At 43.1% G+C, this 14,837-nt stretch carries 13 protein-coding genes and 1 tRNA gene; 4 read left to right on the top strand and 10 right to left on the bottom strand.

What is annotated here, in order from left to right:
- The first annotated feature begins 206 nt into the window (after positions 1 to 206).
- On the top strand, positions 207 to 785 hold the full coding sequence (locus GXO74_12960) for a DUF4143 domain-containing protein (protein ID NOZ62574.1): 579 nt from the start codon (positions 207 to 209) through the stop codon (positions 783 to 785).
- Positions 786 to 804: 19 nt separating this feature from the next.
- Here the strand turns inward: GXO74_12960 and GXO74_12955 are convergent, their stop codons facing one another.
- On the bottom strand, positions 805 to 1,359 hold the full coding sequence (locus tag GXO74_12955; GenBank protein ID NOZ62573.1) for a class I SAM-dependent methyltransferase: 555 nt from the start codon (positions 1,357 to 1,359) through the stop codon (positions 805 to 807).
- 329 nt (positions 1,360 to 1,688) lie between these two features.
- Between GXO74_12955 and GXO74_12950 the strand changes: the two genes are divergently transcribed.
- The 3 genes from GXO74_12950 to GXO74_12940 all read left to right on the top strand — a co-directional run bounded on the left by GXO74_12950 (position 1,689) and on the right by GXO74_12940 (position 2,620).
- Positions 1,689 to 1,883 carry a hypothetical protein gene (locus tag GXO74_12950; GenBank protein NOZ62572.1) on the top strand — a complete coding sequence of 65 codons (195 nt, stop codon included), beginning with the start codon at positions 1,689 to 1,691 and terminating at the stop codon, positions 1,881 to 1,883.
- Positions 1,884 to 1,905: 22 nt separating this feature from the next.
- Positions 1,906 to 2,505, top strand: a complete 600-nt coding sequence (locus GXO74_12945) for an XTP/dITP diphosphatase (protein NOZ62571.1) — start codon at positions 1,906 to 1,908, stop codon at positions 2,503 to 2,505.
- A 40-nt stretch (positions 2,506 to 2,545) separates the two neighbouring features.
- Positions 2,546 to 2,620: transfer RNA gene (locus tag GXO74_12940), tRNA-Pro, on the top strand.
- A 320-nt stretch (positions 2,621 to 2,940) separates the two neighbouring features.
- Here GXO74_12940 and GXO74_12935 read toward each other — a convergent pair.
- The 9 genes from GXO74_12935 to GXO74_12895 all read right to left on the bottom strand — a co-directional run bounded on the left by GXO74_12935 (position 2,941) and on the right by GXO74_12895 (position 14,468).
- A complete protein-coding gene (locus tag GXO74_12935; GenBank protein NOZ62570.1) occupies positions 2,941 to 3,930 on the bottom strand; it encodes an RluA family pseudouridine synthase in 990 nt (329 codons plus the stop codon).
- Positions 3,931 to 3,986: 56 nt separating this feature from the next.
- Entirely contained in the window at positions 3,987 to 4,469 is a 483-nt protein-coding gene (gene lspA, locus GXO74_12930) for a signal peptidase II (protein ID NOZ62569.1), read from the bottom strand.
- Positions 4,470 to 4,624: 155 nt separating this feature from the next.
- Positions 4,625 to 4,801 carry a TraR/DksA family transcriptional regulator gene (locus GXO74_12925; protein ID NOZ62568.1) on the bottom strand — a complete coding sequence of 59 codons (177 nt, stop codon included), beginning with the start codon at positions 4,799 to 4,801 and terminating at the stop codon, positions 4,625 to 4,627.
- 528 nt (positions 4,802 to 5,329) lie between these two features.
- Entirely contained in the window at positions 5,330 to 7,942 is a 2,613-nt protein-coding gene (locus GXO74_12920) for a T9SS type A sorting domain-containing protein (protein ID NOZ62567.1), read from the bottom strand.
- Positions 7,943 to 8,238: 296 nt separating this feature from the next.
- A complete protein-coding gene (locus tag GXO74_12915) occupies positions 8,239 to 10,212 on the bottom strand; it encodes a T9SS type A sorting domain-containing protein (GenBank protein ID NOZ62566.1) in 1,974 nt (657 codons plus the stop codon).
- 391 nt (positions 10,213 to 10,603) lie between these two features.
- Positions 10,604 to 12,007, bottom strand: coding sequence for a hypothetical protein (locus GXO74_12910; protein ID NOZ62565.1), 1,404 nt, complete (start codon positions 12,005 to 12,007; stop codon positions 10,604 to 10,606).
- Between the two features lie 14 nt (positions 12,008 to 12,021).
- Entirely contained in the window at positions 12,022 to 12,513 is a 492-nt protein-coding gene (locus GXO74_12905) for a TlpA family protein disulfide reductase (protein NOZ62564.1), read from the bottom strand.
- A 24-nt stretch (positions 12,514 to 12,537) separates the two neighbouring features.
- Entirely contained in the window at positions 12,538 to 13,269 is a 732-nt protein-coding gene (locus tag GXO74_12900; protein NOZ62563.1) for a hypothetical protein, read from the bottom strand.
- 17 nt (positions 13,270 to 13,286) lie between these two features.
- Positions 13,287 to 14,468, bottom strand: a complete 1,182-nt coding sequence (locus tag GXO74_12895; protein ID NOZ62562.1) for a PEGA domain-containing protein — start codon at positions 14,466 to 14,468, stop codon at positions 13,287 to 13,289.
- Positions 14,469 to 14,837 lie beyond the last annotated feature (369 nt).

Below are 14,837 nucleotides of genomic sequence, written 5' to 3'. Positions count from 1 at the left end.
TCTTTACGTTCTGCCTTTTAATGGCAATGTGAAAATCCTCCACTTTTAATATATGCTTTTTTAGCATTTCATCTCTGGCAACGATGGAAATTAACTCCCGGCTGGGTTTAATTTTAAAAACCTGAAAATCTTCATTAATTTGCAGCGGATTGATTTTATTTTGTATGTCAGCAAAAAATTCTTTCCAGATAAGTGCCGATTTTCAGTTGAGCAGGCTGATAAACGCTTTATCGTTGCAAATCGGAGACGTGGTAAACTTCAACGAGATTGGGACGGTCGCAAGTCTGAAATATCACGAGTTGATGAGACATCTGAATATTTTAAAAAAGACATTTATCACTTTAGAAGTTCGCCCTTTTTTCACCAACAAAAGGACAGAATTGGTCAAGTCCCCTAAAATCTATTTTCTGGATAGCGGATTGCGCAATGCAGTGATCAAAAATTTTCAAAATTTAAACCAGAGGAGCGATGGTGGGAGTTTGCGCGAGAATTTTGTGGCTGCGGAAATATTCAAGAATGACTCTGCATTAAACTATTGGCGGACAAAATCCAAAGCGGAAATAGATTTCATTTTTCAGAAAGACAGGACTATTATTCCCCTTGAAGTAAAATCAAAACTGCTGCACCCGAAAATTACAAAGTCTTTTCGCAGCTTCATCGAAAAATATCATCCGGCTATTGGTTTTGTTCTGTCAGATAACATTTTTGCAGAAAAAAAAATAAACAGCACGACGGTCAGGTGGGCTCCGCTCTATCAATTTCCGAAAATACTCCGAGAAGCCTAATCATCCCCAAGTCCCTTTTCTATTTTTCGATCACCGCCACCAGGCTCTTTCGAATTTCCCATTTCTTCATCAGAGAAAAGCCTTTTTTTTGTGCGATGGTAATGGTTTCCGCAAAATCTTCTTCAGAGACATGCCCTTTGGGTTCGGCAAAAAATACTTTTCCGCCGGGTTTCAGAAGATCAAAAATTTCTTCAAAAAAACTTGCAGAATCGGGCATTTCATGGACCACCGCGTAGGCAAGCGCAAAATCAATTTTTTCTTTCAAATCATCGAGGCCCAGGGAATAGAATGAACAGACCCTCGTTTCAATTATCCCTGACAATCCGGCTTTTTCAGCTCGCCTTTTCAATTTCGCCAGCATTTTTTCCTGCACATCCACGCAAATCACTTTTCCGCTTCTTCCGACCATTTTTGCCATTGGCAAGCTGAAAAAGCCCATCGCGCTGCCCACATCCAGCACTGTCATGCCCTGAGTGAGGTAGGGACTCAATAATTTTCCGGGGTTCTCAAACCAATTTCTCACTGGACTGAGAAGAATAAATCCCACCCAATACGGACAAACTTTTTCTTCCATATTTACCTCCTTGATTTTAAGATTTTTTTCCGGCACAGCAGATTCAAGGCAGATGTTCACGTTTGCATTAAAAAATTTAGCAAATATCGGCGTCAAAGTCAAGCTATTTTTCAGAACAAAGCTGTTTGTTTCTTTACTTCAACGTTATTCCCGACATTTTTCTTTGTGAGATGTGGAAAATTAAGAATTGTTTTTGTTTTGCTTTCTTGAAAATTTTCATTGACTTTTATTGAAATTTTTTTTAATTTAAAGTTTCGATTTTTTATGAGATAGTGTCAATTTCATTCTGGTTTCTACCCTGAAAAAAATAGTTAAAGGAGATAGACAAAATGGCAAAAGACCGAAGTTTTTTATCAAAAGTAAACAAAGCCGCCGGGCACGGCCAGAAATGCCCCACTTGCGGAGAGACGATCAGTACCGTTAAAGTGATCGCTTCTATTAAGAATGAAGGAAAGGATTCCTGGCGCTTCAAAGAGAATTATGTGGCAGTATGCAAATGCAATGAACAAGAAGTGTACGCTTAATTTTGTGTGAATGTGCTGATTGATGAAATTAATTTTAGCCACGAAGAACAGAGACAAAGTTCGCGAGATGAGGGGACTGCTCCATGATTTGGAGCTGGAAATCGTTTCCGGCGCTGATTTTCCCGAGCTGCCGGAGGTCGATGAGGACGGAGAAACCTTAGAGCAAAATGCGTTAAAGAAAGCCAGAGTGATTCACGAAATCACCGGGCTTCTGTGTCTCGCTGATGACACGGGGCTTGAAGTTGACGCTTTGAATGGACGGCCGGGCGTTTTTTCCAGCCGTTTTGCCGGAGAAAATGCCAGTTACGACGACAATGTTGAAAAGTTGTTGCGAATGATGGCGGATGTGCCGGAATCTGCGCGTACAGCGCGATTTCGCACCGTTGTGGCAATTATTGGCAAAAATTTTCGGCGAACAATTGAGGGTATCTGCCCCGGCATCATCACGCGCGAGCGCCGCGGAAGTCATGGTTTTGGTTACGATCCGGTGTTTCTAATTCCCGAATATGGCAAAACATTCGCTGAAATGGCTCTGGAATTAAAAAATAAAATCAGCCATCGCGGTTTGGCGCTGCAAAAGGCGAGACAGGTTCTGGAAAATTATCTGAAACAATTTTCATAAAAATCCGGTTGAAATCATTGAACCGGTCGTTTGTTCCATTCGGGGCGTAGCGCAGCCCGGTTAGCGCGCCTGCTTTGGGAGCAGGAGGTCCCGAGTTCAAATCTCGGCGCCCCGACTTCATTGATCCCGTTTTGTAGAAAAGCGGGATTTTTTTTGGGCCTCTAAAATCAATTATTAAACTCGTCTGGTTTTCCTTCTGGGGTAACTATTACTGTTTAGTCAGATTTAGTTTAAACATCTCCCCCTTGCCTCCCCTTCAAAGAGGGGCAAGAAAAGTCCCCCTTTGAAGGGGGATTTAGGGGGATGTTCGCTAGCTTGAATGACAGAAATGTTGTTACTCTGACTAAACAGGATTATTTTGCCAATCATAAAATACAACAAGTGATATTTAGTTATTTTGGCTGCCAAATTAAACCCTCATCGTAACCTTTTAGGTTAGCTTCCTTTCAAAAAATCTAACAATTGTCGCATGTCTTCTGGCAATTCCGAATCAAAGCGCAGCCTTTTGCCGGTCATGGGGTGAGTGAAACCGAGCGTCTTCGCATGCAACGCCTGTCTCGGCATTCGTTCCAGAATTTCTCGGGCAAATTGCTGGTCTTCCTGATTGAGGGAAATCGTTTGTTTGGTTTTTCCGCCGTAAGTCGTATCTCCGACGACAGGGTGGCCGTTGTAAGCCATGTGCACGCGGATTTGATGGGTGCGGCCTGTTTCCAATCGCAGGCGGAGATAAGAAACAAGATGAAATTCTTCTAACACTTCGTAGTTCGTGATGGCTAATTTCCCTTCGGAATCCGAAACCGTCATGCGCGTGCGATCTTTGGGGCTGCGAGTAACGAAACTTTCGAACCTGCCTTTTTTTTCTTCAAAATGTCCCCAGACAAAAGCGCGATATTCTCGTTCCGTACTGTGTTCTGCGAATTGCTGGGACAGAATTCCATGAACATAATCATTTTTCGCCACGACGAGCAAGCCGGACGTGTCTTTGTCCAGCCGATGGACAATGCCGGGCCTGAATTCGCCGCTCAAAGTGGACAGTTGCTGGCTGTGATAAACCAACGCATTCGCCAGAGTGCCGCTGGGATTTCCGTAAGCCGGATGCACGACGAGGCCGGCTGGCTTGTGCAACACCAGTAAATATTTATCTTCGTAAAGCACATTCAGCGGAATATTTTCCGGCAGCAGTTCGGAAGGTTTGGGCGGAGGAATACGCACGACAATTTCATCTCCGCCAGTGATCTGGTAACTCGGTTTTGCCAACTCTCCGTTGACGGTTACTTTTTCTTTTTTGATCAGTTTTTGTATTTGTGCCCGGGAAATTTTTTCCATTCGTTCGGCAAGGAATTGGTCGAGGCGTTCCCTTTCTTGTTCCGCGGGAACTGAAATCTTAAAAATCTGTTCATCATCGAATTGGGATGTCTCAGTCATTTTTTTTTGCCAGTCAGGTTGTTTCTGATATTTCTGAAGGAATCAATCAAAGCGGGTTAGAGAGTTTCCTCTTCCACATCGAGTTCGTGGTGATCGAAAATTACGTAGCCAATTAAAATGACCATGCCCACCGTGACCGCGATATCCGCCACATTGAACACCGGCCAGCGAATTATTCTCACATCAATAAAATCAATGACTTCTTTGTGTAGCAGGCGGTCGATCAAATTGCCAATGGCGCCGCCTAAAATGGACGCAAGGGCAAGTCTGGCCCAGACGTTTTCCGGTCTCATACGAAACAGGTAAATCAAAATCACCACACTGGCGATAGTGGAAAAAACGGTAAAAAATAAATGATTTCCGATGCGAATGCCAAACGCCATCCCCGGATTTTTGATGAACGTTAGCCGCAGCACATCGCCCAGAATTTGTTTGGTTTCAAACGGAGTCATTGTTTGGCTGACGATGAATTTTGTTAATTGATCGATAAGGACAATCAAAATCGTCCAACCGAGGAGCTTGTACGTTGATCGAAACACTTTTTTTTCTTTCTCAAAAATGATGAGGCAAGATTATTTAGGGCAAAAAATTTAACAACCAATGCGCCCAAAAAAGACGGGCAGGCTGCCTGTTATTGATCTTGCTATTTAATAATTGTCGTTATTTTTTTGAATTCCTGTTAATGATGCGGAAGCTATACTAACAGGCCCTTTTCCTCTTTCTCTTTGCAACTGATACAGAGTCTGGCGTAGGGCACAGCCTCCAATCGTTTCGGGTGAATTTCCGCGCCGCAAATGACGCATTCACCGTAACTTCCTTCCTCGATGCGGGCCACCGCGTCGTCTATTTGCTGAAGCACACTCCCCTCCATTGAGGCCAGTAAATAGGATTTCTCGTATTCATTGTAATCGGCGCCCTGGTCGGCCAAGTGAAAAGAAAGAGGATGTTCCCCGGAAAGCTCGCTATAGGATTTTTTTTTGTCCTTGTCATTTATCGTTTGAAGAATCTGTTCGCGCAAATCCATTAATGTCCTTTTGTAACGCTCCAATTTCCGTTCGTCCACGCACAATTCTCCTCTGTATGGTTCGACTTATTTTTTTCTGCATCGTTGGGCTTTGCAAGTTATCTTTTTGAATAATATAAAAATAATGTCTGTTTTCGGATTGCTATTATACGATTTTTATTCTAAAATGTCAAGAGAAATTTAGCCCTTTTCAGAACAAAAGAGAACCAAAACCGATGACGCACAAATTTGAGCGAGAACATTCCCCTCGCGGCGGCTGAGAAATTTAGCGAAAATTTTACCTACGCCCATAAGGAAAAGTTCCGCATCGGCGCGTTGAATCCGATGCGGAACTTTCAGGTCGTGTATTTGTTACCAAACTGAAGAACAAAGCGTTCATTTCATCAGAATAAGTTTGACAGATTTTATGAATTTGCCAGACTTCATCCGGCACCAATAAATTCCCGAAGCCGCTTCTCTGCCGTGCTCGTCTCTGCCATTCCAAAGCGCGACATGGCGACCGGCGATTTTTTGCCCATCCACTAAATTTCTGATCGCTTGCCCCCGCATGTTCAGGATTTGAATTTTAACGTTGCTCGTATGGGGAACCTGATAGCGGATTTTTGTCTCCATGTTAAATGGATTTGGATAGTTGGGCAGGAGATCGTATTTATCAGGCAATTTGTTTGCTAATCGCGAACGCACGTCAGTTGCGTTAGATGAATACAAAAACGGCATTGTCTGCGCGTCGGAAATATTATCCTTCAGATTGTAAAGAAAAATTTCTCCGCTGCCTTCAACATTTTCTTTTTTGCGAAAATGAATTCGGAATAAGCTTCCCGGCGTATTTTGCGTTATCGCTTCTGTATGGTAGCCTCCCACACGAATCGCGCCGGTGACCGTCTTCTCTGAAGACAGAGTTTCCCATGTTTCCGTCAATTTTCCGACTTCCACGCTTTCAAATTCGAGCACATTTTCAGGATAACCGATTTCTGCGCCGAATGCTTGAATATGAAGCGGATTATCCACATAAACATCTACGCTAAATGAGTTCGCATCCTGATTTTCCGCCTCAGAGAAGGTTAAACTCATAGCTTCCGATGTCGTCGTAAAAGCCGGCAAACAATCCATGGGCGGTTCCTGTCCTTCTAAGTACGCCAGAAAAATATTCAGTGCATCTCCGGGAGTGACGCCATTCGGCGTACAGTTCACATCAGAAACTTCCAGCGCGCACGGGTTGTTGCAATCGCCTGCCGGCAGTTGACCACCATTCAGATAAATTTGGAAGGCGCACAAAGCATCGCCGGGCGTGATGTCGTTATCCATATTCACGTCGCCGAGGAGACAATTCTGCAAATTCCCCAGATCGACTTTGTCAACGGCGGCCACCTGTTTGTGAGTTATCTCCTGGACAAAAGCGATCAATTGACAATTTTCTCGGACGTAATCTGAGGGTAATGTAAACTGTACGCTGCGCGTGATTGTGGTGCCCACTGCCGGAGGAGTGGCTCCGTTGAGAATATTAAGTCCATTGGCATCCGGAAACATATCCCTGGCGACAAATTGCAACGAATCCAGGCCCTTCCATGGGTGGTAAATATGCGACTCGTTCAAGCCAAAAAACAGATAATAGGTTTTCAAAAGACTATTTCCTAAACAGGTAATTGTTGCCGTCGCAGTAAACTGACCGCCATTTTCAGTGACGTTCAAAACAATATCCATGCCTGTAAAGTCATGTATTCTACTTTGAAAAATGGCCTGCTGCTGATTAAAAACAGTGCGCCAGTCTCCGTCGGCAGGAGTTCCGCCGATTTGCCTGTCCACTCCATTGAAAATAGCCGTGGGGAAGGCCCAAATGTCGTAAAACTCCAATCGTTGTCTTCCCTTAGGAACTTCAAAACTATCGTCAGCATGGTATTCGAGTATAGCCAGTTGGTCAGGATGAAGCTTGTAAAGGGAGTCAATTGCCAGCGCAGAGCCGGGGCAAAATATGCACCAGGTGCCGGTTCCTTTTTCTACCAATGCTTTGCCTATTTCATGAGTAAAAGTATTCATTAAAACGAGTGCAGAGTCATTTCGAGAATCCATATCTGACGGCAAATTGATTGCGGCAAAATATTTTTTTTCTGAATTTGTATCGGGAACAAAACTGCTGAACGAGACCGTTTGCGTTTGTCCTGAACCTAAATTATTGACTTGCTTGGTATCAATAATCACCGGAACTCCGTCCCAGTTGAAATACCCTAAATTAACAGGAAAGGATTCGGAATTTATCCCGACATTTCTGACCGATACTTGAGGGGCGATGGGAGTGGCTGAATCATAATGTGACAACAAGCTAAATGAATCAATCGCTAAATCGTTGTCTTGAGGTTCGCGAACGGTTACATCGTCGACGAACCATACATCTGCGTCAGAACCGTAATAAACAAATGCAATGTAAACTGTTTGCCCGACATAATTGGATAGATCAACCTCGATTGGAGGCCCTTCGAAAGTGCCGAGAGTGTGGTTATTGGGATGCATTTCACTGATCGTTTGAAAAGAGTTCGTATCGCTTTGCGACGTGGTAGATATTTTAATAAAATGTCCGATCCCATCATTTGGCCAATAATACCCACGTTCCCAGAATAATAGTTTCGCCGCGACATTGTTGCTTAACGTGATGGCCGGCGTGATTAACCATTCATTGTTTGTTTGGCTTGAGGAACAGTACCAAACTCCCGCAAAATACCTGCCGCTCTTTGCTCTTCCGCCATATTGAGTCCACTTTTTATTTGAATTTCCGAAAGATATTCTTGACCATCCGGTCGGTGGAAAATTAGATTCGAAAGATTCAAATAGCAAATCATTAAATCCCGGTTTACCAAAATCGTGTGAATCTGTAGTTGGCTGAAGCATCCGTATTGAAACTCCTTTGCCCGGCAAATAATGTTTTTGTTGTTTCTGCCCCAATAAAGGGGAAAACAACATGGCGCTGGCTAAAACAATTAAAAGAGACCTTTTCATGGTAACCTCCTTGTTTTGTAATTTGAATCTGTTCGTTGATTAGCGAACCGATCATTGTTTTTTGATTATGCCAACAAAACCTGCTCAAAGAAAATTATTAATGAGAATGACCGGTTGAAATAATTGGTGGCGGCCTTAACTTATTGGTTTTAAAGGGCTAAAACCTTAAATTCACATTAAAAAAGGAATTAAACTGCAAAGCCTTTGCGCTTAAAAATTCAAATACTGGCGGAAAAATTTTCAATTGGTCATCTACACGATCAATCTTTTCGGCAAAAGAATAGGCGACAACAAAATTATTTCATTAAAATAAGCTTAATCGTTTTTGCGAATTGACCAGCCCGCATTCGACACATATAAATTCCGGTCGCCGCCTCGTTGCCGCTATCGTCTTTTCCGTCCCAATAAATGGTATGCGCCCCTGGCTTTTGTTTCTGACTCACCAATGTTCTTATGAGTTGTCCCGTTGAATTAAATATCTGTAATTGCGTCTCACTCAAAGTGGGAATTTGGTAACGAATTGCTGTCCCGGAATTGAACGGATTCGGGTAATTGGGTTGCAAACGAAATTCATCAGGCATCTGATTCTTTACGACCGCGATCCCGGTAACGCTATTCAGATCAACTTTTTCCACCGCAGCAATTTTTTGGGAATTCATTTCCTGCACAAAAGCGATCAACTGGCAATTGTCGCCAACGTACTGCGGCGGAATAGTGAAGTCCACGCTATGAGTTACCTGCGTCCCTGCTGTGGGAGCCGTACCGCCATCATAAAGGTTTATTCCGTTGGAATTCGGATAAATTTCTCTGGCGACAAATTGCAACGAATCCAGACCCTTCCATGAGTAAGAAATATGGGATTCGTTCAAAGCAAAAAACAAGCGATATGTTTTTAATAACGTTTGGGCCAGATAGGTGATTGTTGCTGTCGCTGTGAACTGCCCATTACTGTCCGTAAGTTGCAAAGCTAATTGTATGCCCGTAGAATCATGGAGACTTTCGTCGAATAAAGCATTTTGCTTATGAAAAACGCTTTGCCAATCCCCGTTTGCAGCGGTTCCGCCGACTTGCCAGCGAATGCCGTTGAAAATTGCCGTGGGGAAACCTGTGACACGGTAATAGTTGAGTCGATAATTGGTTTGATCTGTCGCAAAAGAATCCCCGGAGTGATATTCTAGTACTGCCAGTTTTTCCGAATTACGACGGTACAATTGATCAATTGCTAAAGCGGATCCGGGACAATATCCGCACCAGGTTCCGGTTCCTTTTTCCACTAAAACCTTGCCAATTTCATGAGAAAAAGTATTCATTACTACTGTCGCGGTATCATTCCGAGAATCCATGTCAGCCGAATAATCTATTGCAGTGAAATATATTTTCTCACTATTTTGGTCGGGAGTAAAAGAAGAGAAATCAACTGATTGGGTTTCGCTAACATTCAAATTCGCAATCTGCTTCGTCTCGATAATAACCGGATTTACATGCCAATCATAATATCCGAAAGCGACAGAAAAAGATTCCGACTGCAACCCGACATTCTTAACCTCAACTCGTGGCGCGACCGCAGCGCCTGGTTCATAATGAGAACTTAATTTCAATGTCTGAACTGCGAGATCGTGATCTTCTGCTTCCTGAACCATGACATCGTCAATATACCAATTATCTGCATCAGAACCACTGTAAACAAACGCGATGTAAACAGTATCCCCCATGAAATTAGAGAGGTTGATTTCAACCGGCGGACCATCAAAACCATTAATCGTGTGATTGTTTGGTCTCATTAAGCTGAGTGATTGGAACGCGCTGATTGTTGTCTGCTCTGTTGTAGAAATTTTGATTTCATGTAACTTACCATAGCCTGGCCAATAATCCGCGTCTTCCCAGAATCTCAACGTTGCAGGCACAGAAGTGCCTAATACGATCGCCGGCGTAATCAGCCACTCATTCATCGTTTTAGTGTTGGAACAATAAGGGATTGCAGCGCAGTATTCGCCTGTTCGGGCTTTTGCAGCAAGATGAGTCCATTGCTGATTTGCATTCCCAAACGATAGACGCGCCCAGCCCGCTGGCGGGAAAGTGGAAGACTCAAACGATTCAAAAAATAGGTCGTGGAAAGCCGGCTTGTGCAATACAAGCGAGCCGGGAAGTGAGCGGATAATTCGTGGCGCTACCATCTTGTCGGGCAGGCAAGTTTGGCGAGATTTCTGTGCAAATAAAGATGAAAATAATAACAACAAGGCCATCAAAAACGCCGAAAGAATTTTTCTCATTGAACGCCTCCGTTTGATAATGAACATTTTTTGTGAAATGGGAATTTGTTTTAGCATGGATTCATCAAAATTTTTCAAGTAGTTAATACTACTTAGTCAGATTGCTTTTTTACATCCCCCCTTGTCCCCCCTTCAAAGGGGGGAACCAAGTAAGTCCCCCTTTGAAGGGGGATTTAGGGGGATGTTTGAGCGGATGTATACTATAAAAAATTATCGAAAATCTTAATCTGACTAAGTAGTATTAATCACTGTCTTTTACTAAGTAATTTCTTCGGAGCTGATCAGGAATGACTTTCTCAAAAGTACAAAATGGATATTTCAGGTGCGTCTGATTTCAGAAAAAATACCCGTTTTTTTGAAATTGACAAAAGGACTGCCCTTAACACTAATTTCAAAATCGACTCAAAAAGCCGATTTCCCAGCCTTCAAATTCCGGAACATACCGACAAATGCCGCCGACACAAACAAATCCGGCCTGCCGCGAGCCATACATCAAAGTAATTTGCTGAGTCGAACTAAATTGCAGCGTGAGTTGCCCGTAAAGCCACTTATTTCTTTCCAGAAAAATATTTATCAATTGATCCTGATTAGTAATTTCTCCCACCAACGCAAAACTCAGATGTGGCGAACGCGTCCATTCCACGAGCAATAAATCATTGTCGTATTCGCTTTTGTCAAAATTGTTGATGACGTGCTGGTGCTGCACGCTCAGATGAAGTTGATTTTTTTTATTCAAATCATAATACATATCGGCAATCGGAATCAGATTTTTTGTATTCGTTGTAAAATCATAGCTCCAGGCGCCTAACAGCCGTAACTGGCATCTGGCTTCCCATTCATGAAAAATTTCCGCGTAAAATTCTTTGAAAATTTCCTGCCCGCTGTGCGTGGCGGTCCGGCTGTGGTTGAAAGTAATCTCCCAATTTTCCGCCGGCAAATAGGACAATTCAAATTGATAGCCCTTTTCATCATTCATATTCAAAGCATGGGGATGACGATTCAGCAACGTGTAGGCATGTTGTCTGGTCAGCGAAGGCGCGGCGTTGTACTCCGTCGTCAGATCCGTGGAAAAAGAGAGATGGTCGTAATTTTTGTATTCCAGTGTCGCGGTCCACTTTTCACCGAATAGATTCAGCGCATTGTAAAAGCTGAAGTTGCCGTGCCATGACGGTTTCACTAATTCACCGTAAAATTCTCCCCAGTTCCAATTCGCCTGCACTCGAGACGCCCAGATTTGATTTAACTGGCGCTGGTTTTTATTTTGATGCAAAAAACTTCCGCCTAAAATAATATTTTCGCCGGCGTTAATTTCGCCATCCAGTCCCCAGACGAGATTTTTCCGGCGATTGTATTTGTCGCGCATTTTTCCGGCGATTGCCTGAAATTGAAAAATATCGCCGCTCTGTTCTAATTTAATCCCGTCGATATTCGTGTCCACGCGGAGATTTCGGTCTTCATAAGTGCGCAGCACAAGTCCTCTGCCGAAAATGGCGTAAAAATTGCCTACAGTCGCCGAAAAATCTTTGTAGTCGAAACTGATGTAGCGAAACGTGAGTTCGTAATTTTTAAGCAAACTATCCTGAACAAACACAAACGGATCCGGCGGGCGGTTCACTTCAAATCTTGCGCCGGCTTCCCATGAATGTTTCTGATAGGAAATATCGGTCCAATTCTCCACAATTTTGAGGTCGTGATTTTGCCAGCGAGAAAATTTGAATTGATTCTTCAGCGTGAGTTGCGCAAAAGATGAAGTGGCGAAAACAAAAAGGAACAAAAAAGCGAGACGAATTCTCATATAAATTTCGCCTTTCAATTTTTCACTGCTGCTTTTTTCCAGAATTCAACCAATTTTTCTTCCAATTCTTTTTCATCGCCCAATTTGTAGCCCTGATGCGTGTAGATTGCCTTGCCTTTGGCGTCAAGCAGCATGGTGAAAGGAATGGAATTGACCATTAACCGCGAGCTTATTTCGCTATTGGGATCGAGGAGAAAAATGAAATCGTATTTGTGCGATCGAACAAAAGATTTGACCCGCGCCAGACTTCGCGGGCTGTCCTGCGAGATGGCAATAATCTGAAAATCTTTGTTGTTGTACTTGTCTTTCAACTTTTGCAGCGTCGGCAGCTCTTTTTGGCAGGGCATACACCACGTCGCCCAGAAAGTGACAATTGTGCCGTCTTTTTTTAAATTTTTCTTCAAAACAAATTTTTTTCCATTGACGCCGGACAATTTCAGATGTGAAAGGTCTTGCGAATAGGCAAGCGCCGGAATAATCAGCAAAAAGAAAAGTATTTTTTTCATGAAGGCTCCCATTTTTTGTAAATTTTATTTCAGCAAGATAAACCGCGATGATTGCGATTTGACAAATCCCTGTGCCGAAAAATAATCCAGACGATAAATATAAATTCCGTTCGCTAATTCTCCGCCATCCGCATTAGTCGCGCTGAAAATGAAATCATGAAATCCGGCGCCTGTGATATCTTGCCGGCTCTCACGAACAATTTCCCCGTTCAAGGAAAACACAGTAAACTTGACTTTTTTGACGGCGGCATTGCCATAAAATCGGATTTTGGTTTCACTGTTGAATGGGTTAGGAAAATTTTTTAACAATTGCAAGGAAGGAGCTTGTGGATGGTAATCCGCAATGCCGCTACTGTTGGTGCTTGCTTTGAACAAAAAAGAAGCGGTTTGCACTTTCGCCTGCGAAATTTCTATCAACGCCTGTCCCTGTCCCGGCGTCTGACTCGTAAAAAAATGAACGCCAAATTCCAGACTATCGTTCGCAGCCACTGTTCCGGTCAATTGATCGATCCACGGCGGCGCGCAATTCTCAAAACACATGGAAGTTGACCAATCTGACGGAATTTCATTGGTGGCGCGATTCATCACAATTTCCAGATCCGCTGCCGTCAAATTAACAATAATTCCGCCAAGGGCGATTTCATCTCCGGGTTGCCCATTTTTCACTGTGTCCGCGATATGGACCGCAAAACTCTGCGCGATCAAGGAGCTAAAAAAGATGAGATAAACGATGAACGGACAAATTATCTTTTTCATCTTTGGCCTCATAAATTCTAATTCACGCTTGTTTGAATAATTTGTTTTGTGGAGCGATTTTGAATAAACGCGACAACCTGACAACGCTCGTACTGCCAATCAGGCCAATCCAATTCATAATGATAATTGGCGATGTTCGTATCGGCCGCAATCTCGTCGCCCTTTTCGGAAGAAAGGAATTTTCTGAATACAAAGGAAAAATCCTTCAAACCATTGCTTCCCGGCGGAGAATCAAAATGGATGTCATTTTCAATAACGGCAACGAACAGCTTTTGTGCTTCGTCGGAAAAATTCCCGGAAAATGAAAATATTTCCACGGAGACAAGGAGACGGCTTTCCATTAATCTCCGATCAATGGAAATTCCGTACTCTGAATTGTGACTCGAACCCGCCTGATCGAACTGGGAAATAATTTCGTTGTAATCATTGAGGTCTTGCGCCGCAGCGCCGTCGATTTGCAACGCCGGCACTCCGGTGATCGAATAGTAGCGCACTCTCTCATTGATTTGATCCGGAGAAACAAGGTAAAACGGATCATTGGGACTGGGCCAATTCACATAATATTCCATGATCACAAATGGCATGGAATGAGTCTCTTCATTAAAGCGATGCAAATTATTTGTCGCCGCCACGCACGGCGTGCAAGAGACATTGGCAAAGCCTTCGAGCAAAATTCTCTGCTCGATGGTTAATGTGTCATTTATTGAGTTCCATTCATCCGGCGCGATGGTGAAAAAGTGCGCAGATGTCAAGTAGCCATTTTTCCGAATTTCAATCTGGTGACTGCCAGTTTCCAGCGTCAGCGTGTCCGGCGTCGACTGCCCGGTCGGATTCCCGTCAACAAAAATGGGCGCGTTCGCCGGCGTGCTTTTCAGAACCACATAGCCGGTGTTACTCAGCGCAATTAGTGCAAATTGCGCCTGAACAATTTGATTCTCTTTCACCTCTACCACGACGGAATCAGGTTCAGCGCGATAGCCGTCGCGACGGACAGCGACGGTGTGCGGACCAACTTCGACGTTGAAAAGCGTATCCGGCGTCATTTTGCTTGTACTTTCACCGTCCAAAAAAATTTGCGCGCTGACATTTCCTGAAGTTGCGAAAATTGAACCGTATTTTTGAGAATTTTCCACGCTCGTCGGCTGCTTGACGCCGCAACTGACGGAGAGAATAGCAAGCAAAAAAATTACGCGTTTCATTTTGCCCCAGAAAATAGATTAGAATTTGACCCGAACAAAATTTGATGATAGTAGTTAAATTATAAGAAATAATTCATTGAAAATCAAGCAATTTTTATCAAAAGAGCCTAAATTATTTCGATTGCACAATTCCAATTATTTTTACTTCTTACAAAATTTACTATTCTTTGCTAAATTTGCTGAATCTGTGGCATATTCGGCCGCTATTCTGAAATAATAAAATTTAAAAAAACAATTTTTCTAACAAATTTTTTGAATGTCCCCCAAAATTATCAAATCTAATGTGTGATATGATTCGAAAAATAAAAAAGTTATCTCCGGGGAATAATCTGAAAAAGCTATTTCCCGAAATTCACAACTTTATTTCAC

The sequence above is a fragment of the Calditrichota bacterium genome (assembly GCA_013152715.1).
Taxonomy (GTDB): domain Bacteria; phylum Zhuqueibacterota; class Zhuqueibacteria; order Thermofontimicrobiales; family Thermofontimicrobiaceae; genus 4484-87.
The sequence above is the reverse complement of the archived record's forward strand: the minus strand, read 5'-3'. Positions and strand labels throughout refer to the sequence as shown.